21 protein-coding genes are annotated in these 19,719 nt (G+C 64.4%); 16 read left to right on the top strand and 5 right to left on the bottom strand.

Annotation, left to right across the window (positions count from 1 at the left end; genetic code table 11):
* Position 1: 1 nt before the first annotated feature.
* From ATCM_RS03845 to ATCM_RS03875, 7 genes are read left to right on the top strand one after another with little or no spacing between them, the layout of a single operon-like run.
* On the top strand, positions 2-769 hold the full coding sequence (locus tag ATCM_RS03845; RefSeq protein ID WP_132862925.1) for a hypothetical protein: 768 nt from the start codon (positions 2-4) through the stop codon (positions 767-769).
* Positions 769-2,610: a hypothetical protein gene (locus tag ATCM_RS03850; protein WP_132862927.1), complete on the top strand. Its 1,842-nt coding sequence runs from the start codon at positions 769-771 to the stop codon at positions 2,608-2,610. The genes ATCM_RS03845 and ATCM_RS03850 overlap by 1 nt, the downstream gene beginning before the upstream one ends.
* Before the next feature lie 41 nt (positions 2,611-2,651).
* On the top strand, positions 2,652-3,161 hold the full coding sequence (locus tag ATCM_RS03855) for a hypothetical protein (RefSeq protein ID WP_132862929.1): 510 nt from the start codon (positions 2,652-2,654) through the stop codon (positions 3,159-3,161).
* On the top strand, positions 3,161-3,772 hold the full coding sequence (locus ATCM_RS03860; RefSeq protein ID WP_132862931.1) for a hypothetical protein: 612 nt from the start codon (positions 3,161-3,163) through the stop codon (positions 3,770-3,772). The genes ATCM_RS03855 and ATCM_RS03860 overlap by 1 nt, the downstream gene beginning before the upstream one ends.
* A complete protein-coding gene (locus tag ATCM_RS03865; protein WP_132862933.1) occupies positions 3,772-4,440 on the top strand; it encodes a hypothetical protein in 669 nt (222 codons plus the stop codon). The genes ATCM_RS03860 and ATCM_RS03865 overlap by 1 nt, the downstream gene beginning before the upstream one ends.
* Positions 4,440-5,540, top strand: coding sequence for a hypothetical protein (locus ATCM_RS03870; RefSeq protein WP_132862935.1), 1,101 nt, complete (start codon positions 4,440-4,442; stop codon positions 5,538-5,540). The genes ATCM_RS03865 and ATCM_RS03870 overlap by 1 nt, the downstream gene beginning before the upstream one ends.
* The gene (locus ATCM_RS03875; RefSeq protein ID WP_132862937.1) at positions 5,540-7,810 is read left to right on the top strand and encodes a hypothetical protein; all 2,271 of its coding nucleotides are present in this window, start codon (positions 5,540-5,542) and stop codon (positions 7,808-7,810) included. Before ATCM_RS03870 ends, ATCM_RS03875 begins: the two co-directional genes overlap by 1 nt.
* A 272-nt stretch (positions 7,811-8,082) precedes the next feature.
* Here ATCM_RS03875 and ATCM_RS19475 read toward each other — a convergent pair whose 3' ends face one another.
* Complete coding sequence (locus ATCM_RS19475) at positions 8,083-8,913, bottom strand: surface-adhesin E family protein (RefSeq protein WP_343145076.1); 831 nt, start codon at positions 8,911-8,913, stop codon at positions 8,083-8,085.
* Positions 8,914-9,018: 105 nt separating this feature from the next.
* On the opposite strand from ATCM_RS19475, the gene ATCM_RS03885 reads away from it, so the two are divergent.
* From ATCM_RS03885 to ATCM_RS03910, 6 genes are all read left to right on the top strand, one after another.
* Positions 9,019-9,510, top strand: a complete 492-nt coding sequence (locus tag ATCM_RS03885) for an ImmA/IrrE family metallo-endopeptidase (protein WP_132862941.1) — start codon at positions 9,019-9,021, stop codon at positions 9,508-9,510.
* Complete coding sequence (locus tag ATCM_RS03890) at positions 9,510-9,953, top strand: hypothetical protein (RefSeq protein ID WP_132862943.1); 444 nt, start codon at positions 9,510-9,512, stop codon at positions 9,951-9,953. Before ATCM_RS03885 ends, ATCM_RS03890 begins: the two co-directional genes overlap by 1 nt.
* A gap of 139 nt (positions 9,954-10,092) precedes the next feature.
* Positions 10,093-10,578: a glycoside hydrolase family 104 protein gene (locus ATCM_RS03895; RefSeq protein ID WP_132862945.1), complete on the top strand. Its 486-nt coding sequence runs from the start codon at positions 10,093-10,095 to the stop codon at positions 10,576-10,578.
* Positions 10,578-10,928 carry a hypothetical protein gene (locus ATCM_RS03900; RefSeq protein ID WP_132862947.1) on the top strand — a complete coding sequence of 117 codons (351 nt, stop codon included), beginning with the start codon at positions 10,578-10,580 and terminating at the stop codon, positions 10,926-10,928. Before ATCM_RS03895 ends, ATCM_RS03900 begins: the two co-directional genes overlap by 1 nt.
* A complete protein-coding gene (locus ATCM_RS03905) occupies positions 10,925-11,491 on the top strand; it encodes a hypothetical protein (protein ID WP_132862948.1) in 567 nt (188 codons plus the stop codon). The genes ATCM_RS03900 and ATCM_RS03905 overlap by 4 nt, the downstream gene beginning before the upstream one ends.
* A complete protein-coding gene (locus tag ATCM_RS03910; protein ID WP_132862949.1) occupies positions 11,491-12,960 on the top strand; it encodes a tail fiber domain-containing protein in 1,470 nt (489 codons plus the stop codon). Before ATCM_RS03905 ends, ATCM_RS03910 begins: the two co-directional genes overlap by 1 nt.
* Positions 12,961-13,024: 64 nt before the next feature.
* On the opposite strand, the gene ATCM_RS03915 is transcribed toward ATCM_RS03910, so the two are convergent.
* Both ATCM_RS03915 and ATCM_RS03920 read right to left on the bottom strand, forming a co-directional pair.
* Entirely contained in the window at positions 13,025-13,345 is a 321-nt protein-coding gene (locus tag ATCM_RS03915) for a hypothetical protein (RefSeq protein ID WP_132862950.1), read from the bottom strand.
* A 187-nt stretch (positions 13,346-13,532) separates the two neighbouring features.
* The gene (locus ATCM_RS03920) at positions 13,533-13,868 is read right to left on the bottom strand and encodes an HNH endonuclease (protein ID WP_132862951.1); all 336 of its coding nucleotides are present in this window, start codon (positions 13,866-13,868) and stop codon (positions 13,533-13,535) included.
* Between the two features lie 264 nt (positions 13,869-14,132).
* Here ATCM_RS03920 and ATCM_RS03925 point away from each other — a divergent pair, with 264 nt between their 5' ends.
* The 3 genes from ATCM_RS03925 (at position 14,133) to ATCM_RS03935 (ending at position 16,618) form a co-directional block, all read left to right on the top strand.
* A complete protein-coding gene (locus ATCM_RS03925; RefSeq protein WP_132862952.1) occupies positions 14,133-14,489 on the top strand; it encodes a hypothetical protein in 357 nt (118 codons plus the stop codon).
* A gap of 197 nt (positions 14,490-14,686) precedes the next feature.
* A complete protein-coding gene (locus tag ATCM_RS03930; protein ID WP_132862953.1) occupies positions 14,687-15,721 on the top strand; it encodes a hypothetical protein in 1,035 nt (344 codons plus the stop codon).
* A gap of 627 nt (positions 15,722-16,348) precedes the next feature.
* Positions 16,349-16,618 carry a DUF333 domain-containing protein gene (locus ATCM_RS03935; RefSeq protein WP_132862954.1) on the top strand — a complete coding sequence of 90 codons (270 nt, stop codon included), beginning with the start codon at positions 16,349-16,351 and terminating at the stop codon, positions 16,616-16,618.
* 211 nt (positions 16,619-16,829) lie between these two features.
* On the opposite strand, the gene dxs is transcribed toward ATCM_RS03935, so the two are convergent.
* Positions 16,830-18,740 (bottom strand): 1-deoxy-D-xylulose-5-phosphate synthase, encoded by a 1,911-nt coding sequence (dxs, locus tag ATCM_RS03940; RefSeq protein WP_132862955.1) that lies wholly within the window; start codon positions 18,738-18,740, stop codon positions 16,830-16,832.
* Positions 18,741-18,893: 153 nt separating this feature from the next.
* Complete coding sequence (locus ATCM_RS03945) at positions 18,894-19,559, bottom strand: HNH endonuclease (protein WP_132862956.1); 666 nt, start codon at positions 19,557-19,559, stop codon at positions 18,894-18,896.
* Positions 19,560-19,719 lie beyond the last annotated feature (160 nt).

Below are 19,719 nucleotides of genomic sequence, written 5' to 3' on the forward strand. Positions count from 1 at the left end.
GATGCGCTCCCAAGCACTCACCGCGGTCAAGGCCGGCATCACCCGCCTACGCGACAAGGGTGGGGCGTCGGCCGATTCGCTGTTCGACCTGCTCAACGGCTACGTCACCGCGGCGCGCACGATCGCCTGCCGGCCAGGCTCCCGCATCCATGTCGACCTGCCGCCCGGAACCAAGGGGCTGGTGTGGTTCCAGGGCGTGTTCGTCGCGTTCTCGCATCTGGTGACCGTGTCGCCGGACCCGGCCGTCGAGATCGAGGTGATCCGGCACCCGACCATCGACGCCATGCCGATCAAGGACATCCACTTCGCGCTGCCATTCCTGGGCTACCTGTACGTGGTCGCGGAGTTCGAAGACGGTCTGGTGCGGCACTACTGGCTGGAGAAGGGCGAGATCTGGCAGCCCAACCACGTCTACGTGCCCGGCACGCTGGTCCGTCCGACCAACGGCAACGGCATGGCCTACCGGGTCGAATCCAACCGCGCCGGCCTGACGCCGTGGTCGCCGAACGTGGCCAGGGCCATGGGAGACGTCGTCGTGCCGACTGTCGACAACGGCTACAGCTACGTGGTCACCGAGCTGACCGGGGACAGCCCCCGCTCGGGCACCATCGAGCCGACGTGGCCAACCAACACCGGTGAAACCGTGGTGGAGGACGTGAACGGGCAGGGCACGGTTGACCCGATCGAGGACACCACGACCAACACGACGGTGCCGCCCAGCGTCAAAGACCGCTACGGCAGCGGCTCGTCTTCCACGGAGGTCGTCTGATGGCATACCCCATTTGGCAGCCCGGCACGCTCTACCAGCCTGGCGACATCGTCGTGCCGATCACCATGCCACCGCCCAGCTCCACGGTGGTGCAGAACGGCGGCTTCAACTCGGGCTCCAGCGGCTGGGATTACGGCGGCGACGTCGAGTACTTCAACGGCTACGGCTTCAGCGGCAACGCCTGCCTGCGCCTGGCCGGCAACCTGCCCGGCGGCACCGCGCTCAACCAGACGCAGCTGGTGGTGCCGGTGGGCAAGCAGATCACCGCCTCGTGCATGATCCAGCAGGGCGCGGCCATCGCCGGTGCAACGCGCGGCTGGGTCGAGGTCCAGTGGTTCGACGCCAGCGACACGCCGCTGGGTTCCCCGAACAAGGGCAACGTGGTCGACGACGGCCGCGGCGGGCGGTGGAACAAGTCCTCGGTCACTGCGACGTGCCCGGCTGGCGCTGCCTACTGCCGCGCCGGCATCACGCTCTGGTCCGTTGCAGACCACAACCACCCGGTTTGGGGTGACGAGCTGCAGGTGCAGGGCACCTTTGCCGGCCTGCCGGACAGCTTGGCCTACCGCGCCGTGCAGCCCGAGTCCGGGTTCTCCGCTGCAAACGAGCCGGCCTGGCCGCCGGTCCTGGGCCAGACGGTGGTCGACAACGAGGTCACCTGGGAAGCGATCAGCTCCACCCGCGTGACCTGGACGGCCCAGCCGCTCTACGTCAGCGGTGCGACCGAGCCGGATTGGCCGGAAGGCGCGGGTGAGTACGTGCTCGACGGCTCGGTGCTGTTCCGCGCGGTGTCGCGCCGGGTGGAGGACGTGAACTGCCCGAACACGAAGATCGTGGCCATTGCCTCATCCAAGGTGTACTGCGCCGACGACGACATCGTCCGGTACAGCGCCACGGTCAACCCACTGGACTGGAGCAGCGCGGATGATGCCGGCTACCTGCCGACAGGGCTGCAGAACTACGGCTCCAACCCCGTGGCAGCCATGGGCCTGTATCGCGCCAACCTGATCCCGTTCAACGCGGAGGCCTTCCAGCTTTGGCAGCTGGACGAGGATCCCGCCAACATGGCCCTGCTGGACGCACTGCCGATGGGCAGCACCCAGCACCATGCCATGGCCGCGGTGTCGAACGACCTGTTCTTCCTCGCTTCCCAGGGCGTTCGTACGGTCGGCATCGCCGCCAGCAGCACCAACTTCCAGGCCGGCGATGTGGGCATGCCCATCGACCCGCTGGTGCAAGCGGCCATGGCCACCGGTGCGGTGCCGCTCGGGTTGTACTTCCCGGCCGCCGGCCAGTACTGGCTGATGTTCCCGCGGGAGACGGACACGCACGTCTTCGTGTACAGCATGACGGTGATCGGGCAGGTGGGCGCCTGGTCGCGTTACGAGTTTCCGTTCGTGGTCGAGGACTGGGCCATCGCCGGCGACTCGCTGTACCTGCGCTCGGGCGACTACGTGCACCGGGTGGACGAGGCGGTGCTGGGCGACGAGGTTGTCGTGCTGCCGTCGGGCGGTGGTGACCCAGTGCGCGAGGTGCGCCCGTTCCCGGGCCTGATCCGCTGGCCATGGCTGGATTTCGGGCAGCCAGGTGTCACAAAGGCGGTGTACGGGTTCGACATCGTCGGTACCGGCGCGGTGTCGGTGTCCTTCGGCATTGACCAGAGCAACGGCGGCTTGTTCACCCCACCGTACCGGGTGCCGGCCGACACCGTACCGGGCATGGTGATCCCGATGCCACTGGCCGCGCCGTCGCTGGCGGTGGAGCTGCGCTACGACGGCTCCGAGCGTTGGCAGTGGAACGCCCTGCAGCTGTACCTGCAGGACAACCGCCCGATGTCCTGATGCTCCGTTGAACCCAAAGCGGGCTGGCCGAGCATATCGGCATGAAAACAGCCCGCCTTCCCTCGAATGTGGTCCCGTGCAGGCCCGGGCACATCGTCTACCTGGTCCAGCACATGCGCGAGGACGAGCGCGCGCAGTTCGTTGCGCTCAGCGGCCTGCAGGAGTTCTCCGAAGACGCTGCCATCCGGTGGTTCATCGATGCTGCTGCACAGAGCGGCGTCTTCGCTGTGACGGTGCTGCAGGCGGACAACCTGCCCGCGGCTGCCGGCGGCTTCCACCCCGCAGGTGCCGGCGTCTGGCAAGCATGGATGGTGGGAACGACCGATGGCTGGGCGCAGCAGTGGCGCGCCCTGACGAAAGCCACCCTGTGGCTGATGGACCGGCTGTTCGAGGACCGAGCCCATCGCCTGCAGACCACCGCCATCACCAGCAGGGAGCTGGCCATCGAGTGGTTCGAGCGCTCGCTGGGGTTCAAGCCGGAGGGCGTGTGGCGCCAGTACGGCATCCGGGGCGAGGACGTCGCCCACTTTTCCCGACTGCGAGGTGAGTGATGGGCGGCGGCGGATCCAGCAAGGCCACCAACAAGGCCACGCAGGCCGAGAACCTGCGGCAGGCCAACATCGGCCGGAACGTGGACCTGGTCAATCAGGTGTACGGCAGTCCGCAGCGTGAGGCGGACTACAACGACTTCCTCGGGGCCAGTCGCAGCTTCTACCGGCAGAACCTGGACCGGCAGAAAGCCACGGCCGACCGGAGCCTGAAGTTCGCGATGGCGCGCAATGGCCTGGCTGGCGGCTCTGCCTCGGTCGATGCCAACCGCCGGCTGGGCGAGGACTTCCAGCAGGGCGTGCTGTCGGCAGATCGCCTGGCTCAGAAGGCTGTCAACGACCTGCGCAACGCCGACGAGCAGAGCCGGCTGAACATGATCTCGCTGGCCCAGTCCGGCGGGGACATGACGACCGGCGGCATGCGCGCCGCGCAGCAGCTGCAGGCCAACCTGGCCGGGGCACGCGCCGGCATGAACGCCGATGCCCTCGGCGACGTGTTCAGTGGCCTGTCTTCCATCTACGAAACCAGCCGCAACAACGCGGCCGAGCGTCGCGGCAACCGCGACATCTACAACCTGCTGTACACGCCCGGTTTCGGGCAGGGGAGCCGCTGATGGGCGTCGGACTTGCACTCGCGTTGGCGTCCTACGGCGTCAACCAATACAACAACGATCAGGTGGCCAAGAAGCAGGACAACATCCTGGCCAACCAGATCACCCAGCAGGGCCGGCGGCAGGCCGAGGCCGATCAGGCTGTCTCCGATGCCATGCGCGAGCGCGCCCTGTCCACCAGCGAACAGGACCGCACTGGCGCGGCGAACCAGTACCTGCAGCAGGTGCGGGCGGCGCAGTCGAACGCCACGCAGGGGCTCGGGCAGGTTGGGGCGGTCAGCAATGCCTACCAGCAGTCGGCCAACAACGCCGCGCTTGGCATCGGTGATTACGCGAACACCACGGCGAACCTGATGGCACGCATCGACGCACCGCTGCAGCAGCGCCAGCGTGAGGCCCAGGCCACGGACCGGCTGCAGTCCGACCTCGGCCTGCTCGGCCGCCGTGCCGAAGGGGACGACTACATCGCCCAGCTGAAGCTGCGCAACGTGCGCGCCAATCCGTGGCTCACCGCGGCGGCGCAGCTCATGGGCGGCGCAGCCCAGGGCATGGCCGGCCGGGCAGGCGGGGGCGGCGGTGGGATGTCCGGCGCGGCCGCAGGCGGCACGCAGAACTTCGGCAACAACGCGGGCAGTTGGTTCAGCGACCCGTCTCTGTGGAGGACCTCGTAATGGCAGGCTGGGATGATCTGGGACGAGTGCTCGCCGGCGGCGTGCGAACGGATGACGCCTACAACCGCGGCGCCAGCAAGGCGGCACAGCTGGAAAACTTGATCGCGCAGGCGCGAATCAAGAAGTCCGAGGCGGACGCGATCGCCAACATGCCCGGGGCGCTGGTCAAGCTCAACGCGCCGGCCGATCTGGCTACCGTCCTGGCCGCCGGGTACGACCCGACGAAGCTGTCCGGGTACACCGGCGACATGCAGCTGCAGGACATTCGCTCCCGCGCACTGGATGCGCCGGACTGGAGCACTCGCAACGAGCTGCTGGCCGTGCTGGAGGGTAAGCCGGTGCAGCTGGCCAAGGTCGAAGACCAGAACCTGCTCAGCAACGTGTTCCAGGAGGGTGGCGGCGGCATCACGACCACCGAGCAGGGCAGGGCGAGCATCGCAGCGAACGCCGCCCGCGCGCGCGCCTCCGACGCCAGTGCAGCCAGCAGCTATGCCAGCGCCGACTCCACGCGGCGCCGGGCTGCCATTGCCGAGAACCAGTTCGCCCTGCAGCGTGCAGGCCAGTGGAACCCCAGCGGCGCCGGTGGCGGTGGTGCTGCAGGAGGTGCTGGTGGTAGCGGAGCGGCCAAGCAGTCCTCCGACGAGTTGAAGGCGTCGTTCGCCGGCCAGGCCATGGCGCAGGATGCGCGTGCATTCGCGGCGGCCTTCCTGGGCAAGACGATCGCCGACGTGGAGGCGATGTCGCCGGAGGACATCCGCGCCGAAGTGGCAAAGGGCGGGCGCATGATGGCGGGGCCGATCATGGGGCGTATCCCCGGGGCTGGCGCGTTGTTCAACGCCGACCTGGAGGCCTACAGCAACTCCGCCGCAGGCAAGCAGGCGCGCATCAACAACCCGAGCGGTCCGGTGTCGAATGCCGATTTCGACGTAGCCCGTCGCTCGGTTTTCAGCTCCGACAAGCCGGCAGGGGTGAACGCAGATCTGCTCTACCAGGCACTGACGCGAGGCATGCCTTCGGCGACGCCGGCGCCGTCCGAATTGCCCGCAGCGGCGCCTGGAACCCGCCGCCGGTTCAACCCGGTCACTGGGAGGCTTGAATAATGCCCATCGAGATTGAGCTGCCCGACGGCAGCATTGCCGAGTTCCCCGATGGCATGGCCGATGCGGACATCGAGTCGGTGATCCAGAAGCAGTTCCCAGCGCCTTCTGCCGCTGCGGCCCCAGCGGCCCCGGCAGCACCGCAAGCGCCTCGGGCAACCGACGACATGAGCGGCCTCGATCGCTTCCGGGCCGGCATCGGCAAGGGACTGGTCGACACCGGCGAGGGCATCCTGCAGACGGTCATTGACCAGTTCAGCCGGCCGGCCAACATCACACAGGCCGCGGTCGATCGCTTCGCCCCGGGCGGGATGCTCGCCGATGCCGTGAAGCGCACCAACGACCTGTGGCTTCAACCGCAGCGGGCCATGCGTGAGCATGTGGCAGAGCGTCGGGCGCTGGACGAGGACCTCACGGATACCGGTGCCGGGTTCGCTGGAAGCTTGGCTGGCGCGCTTGCCGGGAGCTTGCCGACCCTCGGCGTAGGTGTTGCCGCCCGCGGCGCGGGGGCAGCAAACGCAATCGGAAACGCGGCGCTGGGGGGGGCCTTTCAGGGCGCCTTGCAGCCGAGCGTGAGCGAGACCGAGCGACTGGGAAACAGCGCGCTGGGCGCAGCGTTCGGCGGCGGACTGTCCGCAGCAGGCCGTGGCGTCATGCGGGTAGCCGAGGAACTCGTGCCATCGAACACTTTGGCTAGGGTGATGAACTACTTCGGGAACAAGGCGAATCAGTCGCCCTACGCTGCCGAGAGCGAGGCGCTGGCCCAGCGCACTGGCATCGACTTCACCCCCGGCATGGTCTCCGGGGGCAAAGCGCAGACGGCCGTGGAGAACATGGCTCGCCAGAGCGTCTTTTCAGCAGATACCGCCTTCGAGGCCGACAAGCGCATCGCCGAGCAGGCCATTGCCAACGTGAACCGGTTGATGGATCGGATCACGCCGGATGGCGCGTCCGGCCAGACCGTCGGGCACCGTGTACAGCAGGCCGTCGACAAGGCCATCGACTCGGTGGTGGAGCGGCGCGACCAGATGGCCGCCCAGCAGTTCGGGGCTATCCGCCGGATGGTTGGCGACGCCAAGGTGGTCGATTACGCCGCCACGCGTCGCGTGCTTCAGGACATGATCCAGGAGAATGCGGACGTGCTGGGCGCCGACCCCCGCCGGATCCGAATGCAGGCGCAGCGGATGCTGGACGAGTTGTCCGGCAAGGATGGATTCACGCTGGAGTCGGCTCGGAAATCACGCAGTTCCTACGGCAAGGCAGCCAGGGGCCAATCGAACCTACTGAACAACGTCGATCGGTCCGTGAATCAGACCTTCGCCAAGCGAATGTACGCGGCGATCTCGGACGACATTGACGCAGCGGGCGCCCGCCTGGATGAGGCAGCAGGTTTCGGCCAGAACGGCGTTGCTCCGCTGGGGGCAAACACTACTCGGCCAAGCGAGCTGCTGAAGCAGGCAAACGACGAGTACCGCAACCACTCCGACCTTCTGCGGCTGATCCAGCAGAGTCCCATGCGCCGGCTGCTAGGCGACAAGGTGGACGTAGACGGGTTCACGCAGTACTCGCTGCCGCCCGAGAAAGTCATAGAGAGCATGCGGTCGATGAAGCCGTCCGAGCTGGAGCAGGTGCGGCACTTCATGGAGCGTCAGGAACCGGAGGTGTGGCAGCAGTACAAGCGCCTGCTGGTGGACGATGCATTGGCCGCGGCGGAATCGGCCCCCACGTCGGCGGGCGCCAACCACATCCCGTTCAATGCGAGCGGGTTCATGAGGGCCTTGGGTGGCGACAAGCCGGACAAGGTCGACCAGCTTAGGGCGATCTTCAATCCGGGTGAGATGTCCGAGGTCATGGATGCCATGCAGGCAGCCCGGCGGTTGGGCGACAAGTTCGGCGCCAACTTCAGTGGCACCGGCCCATTCAATGAGGTTGCGCAAGCCTCGCGCGGATTCGTTGAGGGCATCAAGAACATGAGCCTGAACGCGGTGGTAGGGGCGGCATCACCGGCGATGGGGCTGCGGGGCGTGGCGAGGATGATGCTCAACTCCGACGGTCGGAAGGGCCTGATCGAGCTGGCGCGGCTGCCGCCCGGGAGCAGGCGTGCCAACGACCTGGCGGCCTACCTTGCAAGCATTGCGGCGGTGCGCACGGATGCGAACAATGAGCCGTTGGAGATCGAGGTGACCGGCGGTCAGCCGGGTGCAGCGCCTACCCAGGAAGAAATGGACGCGCTGCGAGCCCAGGTCAGGGCCAACGCGCAGATGGGGCAGTAATCAGCGGCTACGGAAATGGCGGGTATGCCACCACCCGCCTGCTGTCAGGACCAGAGCGATGACCAGTAGCGCGGCAGCTGAACACAGGGCCCAGGCTCCCGCCGTGGCGCCAACGCGCCACCATTCGAATCCGTAATTTCGCATCTGGACCGCTGCGATGACGGGGATTCCCAAGGTGATCATCCCCACATACCGCTTCGCCCAATAGCCGAACTTCGACCGGACGTACTGTCCGATGGTGGCGGGGGCGATTCCGGCATCCTGAAAATGTGTCACGGCAATTTTTCCCATTCCTCAAGAATTGCGCGAGCCCAAATGGTTGCGGGCAGATTTTCCTGAATCCAGGCCACGCGATCTTGGATCATCTCGAACTTTGTCTGGAAGTTCGGATCCGACGCCCTAAGCCTGTTGCCGAGATCGCCGACCTGTTTAAGCCCAATGGGACGCGATTCCGCTGGGCAGGCCATCGCCCACGCATTCTCACCCATCGAATCGGGAACAACTGGGAGCATGTTCACGCTCGAAGGAGTGTTGGTCGAGCTGACTGCGCCGGAAGGCGCGTACGAGACAGACGTGATGGTTCCAATCTGCCTCCCCGGGCAATCGAACCTGTACTGCGTCCGCCTAACCACATGTGAAGTCGAATCCTTAGATTCTTCGCGGACCCATGCCTGAGTGAAGGCAGAGCTACGCTCCACCGACTGCGTGTCTAGAGCCATATGGCTTTCAATGCTCGTGCCAACATAGCTCCACCGCGAATCCTGCGCGGACACCTGGCCGGCTGCCACTGACAAGCCGCCGATCAGTACTGCCAAAATGCCCCTGTCCATGCCCACGTCAAAGCCCCGCTTCCTCGCTGATGCGCGGAGGATAGCAGGGCTTCGGAGGGGGTGCCTCTGGGGGTGAGGCAGGCTGGTCAGATGGCCGGATCGTAGCACCGGTTGGGGTGGGGCGTTGCTCGAACGGGAGTTGGCTGGCACTATCCGCACAGATTCCCGCGGATCGGATGGACTGTCGTGTGATCGTTCAGCACTTGGATCGATGCCTCCGGGCATCGGAGCAAACCTGAACGAAGGCGTCGTCTCATCTGGTGAAATTGCCATCAGGTACCATGTTCCAAGCGACCCGCCAAGTTTTGGCTAGGCACTTAGCTTAATGGCTTAATCCGGCGTAAGCGCCGCAACCTGACATGTGGCAAGAGTTATCTTATGAATGAAGAGAGGGCAAGGGCGAACAGGCTGCTGATAGATCAGTGGAGCCCGCGCGGGCTGCCGATTGATCCTGCAGAGATTGCGCGCTCGCTCGGAATTCTGGTTGAGGGTACTGTCTTTGACTTCGAGGACGACACTTCTCTCCATGGGGTGAGCGGTCAGTACATTGGGGGATTCATTCCCACGATCCGTTACGAAGCGACCGATAGCCCAAATCGCCAGAAATTCACAATCGCGCATGAGCTGGGACATCATGTAATGGGACATGGTGATCGTTTTCGCGACACTGCGAAGTCGTTCTATTCGAACAATTGGGATCCCGTAGAGGTCTCGGCAAATCGTTTTGCTGCCGAGTTGCTGATGCCCCACAAGGTAATGGAGAATTACGTTGTGAGGCAGGGGATTACTGATTTGCATCAGCTGGCATCCATATTTGGTGTCTCTGATGCTGCAGTGAAGTATCGATTGATCAACCTAGGATTATTGTGATGGCAAATGGAGAACCGGCATTTGATATCGCCGGCGAATTGTCTGACAAGGATGGCGCGCTCGTTACTGCTGAGCTGGAATCGCGAAAGGATAGGCGGGAGTTTCGTAAGTCTGCGTTTGCGCTGATCAAAGAGATGATATCGATCTATTTGGTTGCCCTCCTTTTTGTTTTGATGGGCATCTGTCTTTTTGCCTATAAGATCATCCAGGTTGGTAAGTCTCCCGGTTTGATTTTCTTTGGTGGGGCGCTGGCGATTTTTGCGGCGATTCCGCTGTCGCTCGCAATGACTATGAGGCATCTGGCAACTGATACGGATGACTCCAAAGGTGACAAGAGGAAGCAGGGATCCGGAGACGCTGATATACCTGTAACGACGGCGCAACTTGGGCTAATGAAGGCTTTCTTCGATCTGGTTACCTCCGGGAAAAAGGCTTCTTCGTAGTCAAAATTGAATGAATCAGAGCAGGTCACTTGCCGCTGAAGTCGTTTAGACCCCGCTCCGGCGGGGTTTTTCATTGCCCCGTTGAACCCCCTCCCTGTCGGCTCAGCATGTCCCCCATCCAACAGGGGCATGCATCGAGATGGCCGAAATTTCCGAAACCGCAGCGGGTGGCCGTAACGTCCAGGCATTCCTGGACATGCTGGCGTGGTCCGAGGGTACCGATAACGGCCGGCAGCCGACCCGCGACCGCGGCTATGACGTGATCGTCGGCGGGCAGCTGTTCGGCAGCTATGCTGACCACCCGCGCGTGCTGGTCGACCTGCCGAAGCTGGGCATACAGTCCACGGCCGCGGGCCGGTACCAGCTCCTGCGCCGGTACTACGACGCCTACCGCAAGACGCTGAACCTGCGCGACTTCTCGCCGCTGAGCCAGGACCTGATCGCGCTGCAGCAGATCCGGGAACGCCGGGCGCTGCCGCTGATCCAGGCCGGCAAGATCGCCGATGCCATCGCCAAGGTGCGGAACATCTGGGCCAGCCTGCCGGGTGCCGGCTACGGCCAGCACGAGCAGAAGCTGGACCGGCTGCTGGACGTTTATCGCCAGGCCGGCGGGGAGGTGTCCTGATGATCGACTCGGCGCCGGGTGCAACTGCCCCGTGGTGGGCCGCTGGTGGCCTGTTTGCCATGTGGGCCGTTCGCGAGATATGGGGCGTCCTGAAGACGCGGAAGAAGGACCGCACTGAGACGGACGCGAACATCGACCTGTTGAATCAGCTCCGGGAAGGGCTCGCATCCATGGGCGAGCGGTTGAAGATCACCGAGGAGGGGCACCAGCAGCTGCGGAAGCGCTTGGAGGAGGAGATCACGTTGCGGATGCAAACCCAGGAAGAAGCCCATCGGCTTCGCATGCGGGTGCAAACGCTGGAATCGGCGATGCGCAAGGTTGGCGCGGTGATCCCGCCGGAGGCCCCATGATCAACTTCGATCCGCTGCGCCCCTACGCAAACCTCATCCGCTGGGGCCTGATCGCGTCGGTGGTCGTGCTGTTGGTGGCGCTCGGCTACCGCTGGGGCGCTGGCCACTGGAAGGGCGAGTACGCGGCCGAGGTTGCCGCACGCGCAGCCGACAACGCCGCACACGCCACTACCCTGCAGCGCCTGGCCGACTCAACTGCCGCCGTTGCGGCCAAGGCGAAGGCTGCGTCCACTGCCCTGGCCAAGAGCCGGGCCGAATCCGATACCCAGTACCAGAAGGCCCTCGACGATGCGAAACGTGCCGAACGTGATCTTGCTGCTGCTCTGCGCCGCGGTGATGTGCAGCTGCAGCCACAGTGGTCCTGTCCTGCGACCGGAACCGGCGCCGGTGCTGCTGCCCCCGATGCCGTCCAAGCCAGTGCCGCAGGGCGCTTCAACAGCGCGGCGCGAATTGTTGCTGCAGCAGACGCCGACGCCGCGGTGATCGACTGGTTGTGGAACAGCTGGCAGGCCGACCGAACCGCTGTGATCGCAGGGGGATGCGCCGTGGAGGCGGCGCGCTGATGGCCGGCCAAAAGGTCAAGTTGAAGGACCAGCTCGGGCGTGTGGTGCGCCTGGGCAGCGATGCCACCGGAGCGACCGTCGGAAAGGACCTGCGCTGGCCAGACGGGACGGTGGTCAAGCCGTCTGACATCCGCAACCCGTCGACCGACACTGGTTCGACTGGCGGTCTGGCCCCGACGGTCTGGAAGCTGATCCGCGAGATCCCGGCCAACATCCAGAAGCTCGCCAAGCTGGCCGGCACTGGCTTCACCACCCGCGGCGGCGACGGCGAGTGGTACCAGCGGTCGATCGCGCAAGGCGAGGGCATTGCGGTCACGAACGGTGACGGCGTGGCCGGCGATCCCACCGTCGCCCTTGCTGAGCTGGACAACGCCGGCGGCGGGGCACTGCAGAAGACGGCGCGAGACGGCTACGGGCGCTTGGCTGGGACCAGCGCTGCGACGACCGATGACCTGCCAGAAGGCTCGACCAATCTCTACTTCACGACAGGTCGTGCGGCGGCGGCAGCGCCGGTCCAGTCGGTCAATGCCCACACGGGGGATGTTGTCCTTGGACCGTCCGACGTCGGAGCCCAGCCGGCGTCCTCGAACCTGACGGCATGGGCGGCGATAGCACCTGCATCCAAGGCAGACGATTTGTCGGTCGTCCACAAGGCCGGCGCTGAAACGATTTCAGGCCGGAAAACAGTCACGGAGCCGGGTGTCGCTTCCCAGTTCATCGTAAAAGGTGACATAGGATTCAACGTCAACTTCATCCTCGACAAGGGTGTTTCCAATGGATTCAATACGCTCCTTGGCCGGTCTGTCGGAGTCAATCGTTGGGCCATGCTGTTCGGAGGTAATGAGCCAGAGACTGGGAGCAATGCAGGGTCGGATTTCGTAATCCAGCGCTACGACGACGCAGGGAATGTGATCGCACGAGCATTCACCCTGGTTCGCGCCACTGGGACTATGGCCCCTGGGCTGGATAACTCCCAGCAGCTTGGGACGGCATCATTCAGATGGTCTGAGCTGTTCGCAGCAAACGGCACAATCAACACCTCCGACGCACGCGAGAAGACGTCAGTACGTCCGTTCACCCCTGCTGAGCTGGCTGCCGCTGTCGAGTTGGGGAGAGAGATCGGGGCCTATCAGTGGCTTGCGATGATCGAGGCCAAAGGTTCGGCAGCCCGCCAGCACATCGGCATGACCGTCCAGCGGGCCATCGAGATCATGCAGAGCCATGGCCTCGACCCGTTCGCCTATGGCTTCATCTGCTATGACCAATGGCCGGAGCTGCTGGAGGTAGTAGGTGAAGACGGAGAGATCGTGCAGGAGGCCCGCCCGGCCGGTGATCGGTACAGCTTCCGCATGGACGAGCTGCTGGCATTCATTATTGCTGGGGAACGAGCCGCTCGGCAGGCGGGCGAGCAAGCCATGGCCGCCAAGATCGAGGACCTGTTGCAGCGGCTGGCTGCCGCCGGCCTGTAGCCTCAGACCTTGCCGTGCAGCGACGCCTCGGGCTGCACCCCCATGTGCACCAGCCTGGCTGCGATCAGGCGCTCGGTTGGTCGCCTGTCATCGCTCTGATCTGTTGGATTGCACGAATCACTAGCCCTCTCGGCTCAACAAGAGCATTGATCGCTTGTGCGGGCCTTGCCGATGGCGGGATGTGTGTTGAACTGAACACCGTCTCGATAGTGGGGGCATAGAACGCCATGTTGCAGCGGCGTTGTTCCTCCGCCGACCTCGTGGTCGGGGAAAATCGTAGTTTGGCTAGATAGCGCAGCAGCACCCATCGAGCTCGGCTGAGCTCGACGTCCTGTTCTATGTGGTGATGATGACTTGATTGAGCCAGCTCGATCACTTCGTCCATTAGCTCCAAGAGAGCAAGTAGGGTGGAGAGTTCGGGTTGAAGAGGTCGACTTTCTTGGGCTTCCATGCACTGCCCCTGCTTTGCGTATCTGCACGCGGTCACTGTAGCGCAACTTTTCAGTCAGCCTGGCGCTCCACGAAATATTCGACGACAAGCGGCACCCGTTCTACGAGCACAGAATCGCCGCTTAGTTGAGGGTGGGCCAGCTGCCCTTTGCGCATTCGCGTTCGACACGCTGGCGATACGCACTCGCGGCCATGGGCTTCGCGGATCGATGGCGCTGCTGGTTGCAGTAGAGGCAGGCCGCAGCGATGTTTGATTGATCGTTCGAGCCGCCGTCGCCCCGTGCCTGAAGGTGCTCGGCGGTGCATTGGCGCATCGCGGCTTTCTTGCTGCTAATCCGGAGCTTCCGCGCAAATTGCTTCGGCTTGTTGAGCCACATGAGCTGCCCGCAATAGAAGCAATTGCCCGATTGATTTGCGAACGCCACAGCGCGGCGCTTCGCTATTGTCTTTGATGACATGGCGGAGAACTCTTAAAGGGAAATTTAAGAGTCCTGCGCACCCCGTAGGTGGATTGCAGGAGGCCTGTCCGCGGGAATCCGTCGGGGGCATTCGCAGAAGTGGGGTGAACCCTCCGACTCCATCTGCGTTACTGCGCCACTCGTTTTAGGCGCAGGCAAATAGTAACCAGACGGCCACGGCCATCGTCAAGGGGGGGGTGTAGGCATGCGAGAAGTTGGTGGCAGTCCGAGCCCGTGAGACGGCCGTGCCTATCCTCTCCGGCCATGACCACCTACACCCGACACCCCGACCTGGCACCCGAGTTCGTTTGGGGGCCACGCACCAGCTTCGACACCCTGCCGACGGCCCTCACGCTGCACGGAGAAATCCTCGTGTCGATGCTCGACGGCGTGCATGGCCAGTGGACCGCCCGCCTGCACCTCGAAGACGGCATCCACGCCCCGCTGATCTTGCGCAGCTGCACGGACTTCAACTCCGGCCGGCACGGCGGGGAGCGGTGGGTGCTGCGGCACGAGGCTGAGCTGCGGGAGAAGGTCGCACGGAAGCTGGAGTGGATTCAAGAGCACGTGGCCCAGCATCCAGCGAGCAGGGCGGCCGCTGGCCTGCCTCTGGACAGGTAGGTGGATTGCCCGGTTGGGCAGGAGGGTCGTAGCACCGGCCGGGGCGGGGCGCCTCTGGGACGGATCGGAGCGTTGCCGGCGCGCAAGCGTACTGGCAGTATCCGGAAGAGCGGCATGGGGGGCTGCGGCTGGGCATTACATTGCCTTCGGACCTCTTTGGCCGCTGTCCGCGTAACAGTGAGCCCAAGGAGGGCGCCTTGACGATCAATATTGCATTGGCCACTTACGACAGCATCGTTCTTGGCTGCGACAGTCTGTCCAGTATGGTGGACAGCGTTATTTTCCCATTCGCCCCGGGAACTGACTTTGCGCGGGACGCCAATGGCGAAATGATCAGGGATGCCAACGGCAACTTTGTAATTGCACTTGATCATCGACAAGTTTCCCAGGTCGCGACGACTGTTTTTGGCGGCGTCAGCAAGATGTTCTGCGTCTACGACTCGGGCAACAATGACGATGGTGGGACTTCAGTTGGGGCAGTAACGGCCGGGTTGGCAATCTTGGGCGGGGTAACCATCGCCGAGCAGGCCAAGCGATTTCGTCGCCTGCACAAGAACGAGCAGTACGACAACGTGGAGGATGTGGCCACGGCCTTCTACGACTATTTTTGCGATCTCTGGGACGCCCAGTTCGGCGATGTGGATGAGACTCAGCGGGCATTCCTCCCGACTATCCAGTTCATCATCGCTGGCTATGGCAAGGACGATGACCACGGCAAGGTGTTCAAAATCGATGTTCAGGCACGATCCTTGCAGGAGCAGTTTCCTGACGGAGATCATTCCGGAATCTGCTGGGGTGGAATGGCCAACTACGTTGAACGGTTGACGAGAGGCGTCGATCAAAGCCTCATGTACACCGCCACAAGGCAGGTGGCGGAGGCCATCGTTGCGCAGCGCCTATCCGTGCTGGACGAGATGTCCGCTGCCCTGGCTGAGGCCGGGATTGCGCTGCCGGAGGGTCTGCGCCTTGACATAACTGAACAAACTGAGCCCACCCTGCCCTGGGATTCACAGCAGGCAGACATCGACTTCGGGAACCTTTCCACCCAGTACGCAGTCGAACTGGTCGAGCTTCTTGTCAATACCCAGTCGGGCATGCAACGATTCGCCCGCGGAATCCCGACAGTCGGCGGCAGGACCCATATTGGCGTTCTCAAGCGCGGCGAAGGGTTCAGGCTTTTGAACGAGCCTCAACTACAGCATCTCCACACGGGATACAGCCATGATTTCTAGTCTCGTCATGAACAGCGGATCGCAGCGATTCACTGCGAAAAAGGTTCGTTCTGCCCGGGCCGATGAGCGCTCGGGTTCGTTGCGCAACAACGAGAAGAACGAAGGATCGATCAAGACGAAGACTTACGAGGTCAAAGTTAAAAACGGTCGCTTCGTGCTAACGGGGTCACCGAAACGTAAGTCGCCGGAACCAGCCTGACGAATGAACCCCGCTTCGGCGGGGTTTTTCTTTACCCGTTGAACCCCTCCCTGCCTGCCCAGTGGCAGGCGGCGGGGAGGGCGGGTCTGGCCATGGCAGGGATGATGCGCCCGGGCCGGATCAGCGGATGAGACGATGAGGGCATGCACCCTATCGACCTGTAACCTATTGATCCGTGTAGGTAGGAAATCGGGCTTTCGTGCCTGTATGCAGAGGGCCAGTTCCTTATATATATGAGTAGCTTAGGCGGATCAGCGCCGATGCCTGGGGGGCAGAGGGTCGTCGGTTCGAATCCGGCCGTCCCGACCAATTACTGCAATCAAGATCAAGGGCTCGCACGTGGTGCGGGCCTTTTTTCGTTGTGCACACCAGCTTTGCTAGCCTGCGCCGAGCGGGCAGTCCGGCCTGCAGCCTTCTGGGGAGTTGACATGAAACGAGGGATCCATTGCATTGCCATCCTGGTCATCGCCGGGGCGCTGTCGGCCTGCGCGGCAGGCGAGGGCACACGCGGTACGGCGGAGGTGCCACGCGTGGGCATGGCCAATCCGGCCTCGGTGCATTGCGTCGACAAGGGGGGCAAGGTCGAGATCAGGAAGAACAGCGAAGGCGGCGAGTACGGGATCTGCCATTTGCCGGACGGCACCCAGGTCGAGGAGTGGGAGCTGTTCCGGCGGGACAATCCGGCGGGCAAGGACTGAGTGGGACGGCGGCGCGCCGCCGTCCCGGGTGCTGGGAATTCATCCGGGCCTGCGTGGGGCGGCTGGCTTTCTTCTGCGGCGCAGCCGGTTGGTCGGCGTGGATGAAATCCCGGTGTGGGAATGCAGGGCGTGGCTGACCTGATTCCGGCTGAAGGGCGTTTGCCCGTGCGCAAGCCGCTCAAAAGAAAAGCCCCGCGATGCGGGGCTTTTTTCAGCTCGCCGCGCTGAGTGGCGCCGCGGTGTCTTTCAGCTTGGGCCAGCGCTTGAGCAGGGCGGCGCGGATGCCGCTGGCATCAATGCCGGCTTCGGCCAGCAGGTCTTCGCGGCTGGCGTGGTGCTGGTAGCCGTCGGGCAGGCCCAGGTGCAGCATCGGCATCGTCACTGCTTCGGCATTGAGCAGTTCGGAGACACCCGAGCCGGCGCCGCCGGCGACCACGTTGTCCTCGATGGTGACGAAGCCGTCGTGGGTGCGGGCCAGTTCCAGCAGCATCGCCTTGTCCAGCGGCTTGATGAAGCGCATGTTGACCACGGACAGGCCCAGCTCGCGGCCGACCTGTTCGGCCGCCGGCACGGTGGCGCCGAAGGCGAGCAGGGCGATGCGGCTGCCGGCGTGGCGCAACTGCGCCTTGCCGATCTCCAGCGTCGACAGGTCGTTGCCGATGGCGGCGCCGGGGCCGGTGCCGCGCGGGTAGCGCACCGCGGCTGGCCCCTTGTACTGCAGGCCGGTGCTGAGCATCTGCCGGCATTCGGCTTCGTCGCCCGGGGCCATGATCAGCATGTTCGGCACGCAGCGCATGAAGCTCAGGTCGAGGTTGCCGGCATGCGTGGCACCGTCGGGGCCGACGACGCCGGCACGGTCAATGGCGAACAGCACGTCCAGGTCTTGGATGGCGACGTCATGGACCAGCTGGTCGTAGGCACGCTGCAGGAAGGTGGAGTAGATGGCAACGACCGGCTTGGCGCCCTGGGTCGCCATGCCGGCCGCCAGCGTGACCGCGTGCTGCTCGGCGATGGCCACGTCGAAGTAGCGCTCCGGGTACTCCTTGCTGAAGCGCACCAGGCCCGAGCCTTCGCGCATCGCCGGGGTGATGCCCATCAACAGCGGTTCGGCGGCGGCGGCATCACACAGCCAGTCGCTGAAGATGTCGGTGTAGGTCGGCTTCTTCGGCGCGCCCTTGGCGGGCAGGCCCTTGCTGGGGTCGAACGGGCCGACGGCGTGGTAGCCGATCTGGTCGTCCTCGGCCGGCTCGTAGCCCTTGCCCTTGGTGGTCATGATGTGCAGCAGCTGCGGCCCCTTGGCGTCCTTCAGGCGGGCCAGGGTGGACAGCAGCAGCGGCAGGTCGTGGCCGTCGATCGGGCCGGTGTAGTGGAAGCCCATCTGCTCGAAGGCGGTGGACGGCACGAACATGCCCTTCCACTGTTCCTCCCAGCGCTTGACGAAGCGCGCCGGCGGGCTGTTGCGCTTGTCGCCGAGGATCTTCTTGCCCCCTTCGCGCAGCGCGTTGAGCGTGCGGCTGGCGGTGGCGCGGCCGAGCATCTTGGTCAGCCCACCCACCGCTTCGGAGATGGACATGTTGTTGTCGTTGAGGATGACCAGCACGTTCGGCTCGTCATCCATGCCGCCGGCGTGCGCCAGCGCCTCGAAGGCCATGCCGGCGGTCATCGCGCCATCGCCGATCACGGCCACGGCCTTGCGGGTGTCGCCCTGGCGCTGGCGCGCGATGGCCATGCCCAGCGCGGCGGAGATGGAGGTGGAGGAGTGGCCGACGCCGAAGGTGTCGTACTCGCTTTCCTCGCGCTTGGGGAACGGCGCCACGCCGTCCTTCTGCTTGACCGTGTGGATGGTGTCGCGGCGGCCGGTGAGGATCTTGTGCGGGTAGGTCTGGTGGCCCACGTCCCACACCAGCTGGTCCACCGGCGTGTTGAACAGGTAATGCAGGGCGACGGTCAGTTCGATCACGCCCAGGCCGGCCGCGAAATGACCCCCGCTCTTGCCTACCGACTCGATCAGGTAGGCACGCAGTTCTTCGGCGACCGCGACCAGTTCGCTTTCGTCGAACCTGCGCAGGTCATCGGGAGTCTGGATGCGCGACAGGCGCGGATAGGAGGCAGAGTCGATCATTTTCGTGGCGTTTCAATCGAAACGGTATTTTCGCCGCCAAAAGGGGGTGGGGCAAGCAAACCGCAACAATTGTGAGCGTGAAATGACGAGGTTTGCCAGCAATCTGAAGTACCTGTTCAGACTGTCGATGCCGAATGCGGTGTCCGGGGCGGTTCAGGCGCTGCGCTGCAGGGCCTTCTTGGGCAGTTGCGCCTTCAGGAAGGCCATCTGGTCGGCCAGGATGTTGCGGTTGGACAGGATCAGGTGTTCGATCCAGCTGGGCCGGTAGGGCACGGCCAGCAACGGCATGTTCGCCTGCTGCGGGGTGCGGTTGCTCTTGCGCGAATTGCAGTGGAAGCAGGCGGTGACGACGTTCTCCCAGGTGTCCAGCCCCCCCTTGGAGACCGGCAGCACGTGGTCGCGGGTGAGTTGCGGGCGGCTGAACTGCTGGCCGCAGTACAGGCACAGGTGCGCGTCGCGCGCGAACAGCGCCGGGTTGGTCAGGTTTGGCGTCGGGTCGATGGCGCGCGAGCGGGCATGGCCGCGCGAGGCGATGATCGGGTGCAGGTCCAGGCCGCTGCGCTGGCCACTGTCGCGGTTGGTCGCCCCGTGCACGTGCAGGCAGGGGTCGCCGAGCGTCCAGGCCACCGCGTCGCGGGCGTAGAGGCAGGCGGCGTCCTGCCAGGTGATCCAGTCCAGCACGCGTCCGTGCGCATCGAGCGACAGCAATCGCACGGTACCGAGGCGGTGGAAGGAGGGGGGAAGTGAAAACCCGGCTGTCGGAGCGGAAAGGTCGGCTCCGGTATCGATCAGACTACGCGGTGTAGTGTCTGTCTCCATCGGGAAAACAGCTTATACACGAAGCGTGACAGTTTGTGTAAAGACGGGGCGGTTCCGGGGCGTGTGCTTCTTCAACCTGCGATAGAAGCGGCCCTCGCCCCAACCCCTCTCCCGCTTGCGGGAGAGGGGCTTTGGGCTTGCTGCGATAGAAGTTGCCCTC

Origin of the sequence: Stenotrophomonas sp. ATCM1_4, from assembly GCF_004348115.1 — a bacterium.
Classification (GTDB): domain Bacteria; phylum Pseudomonadota; class Gammaproteobacteria; order Xanthomonadales; family Xanthomonadaceae; genus Stenotrophomonas; species Stenotrophomonas capsici.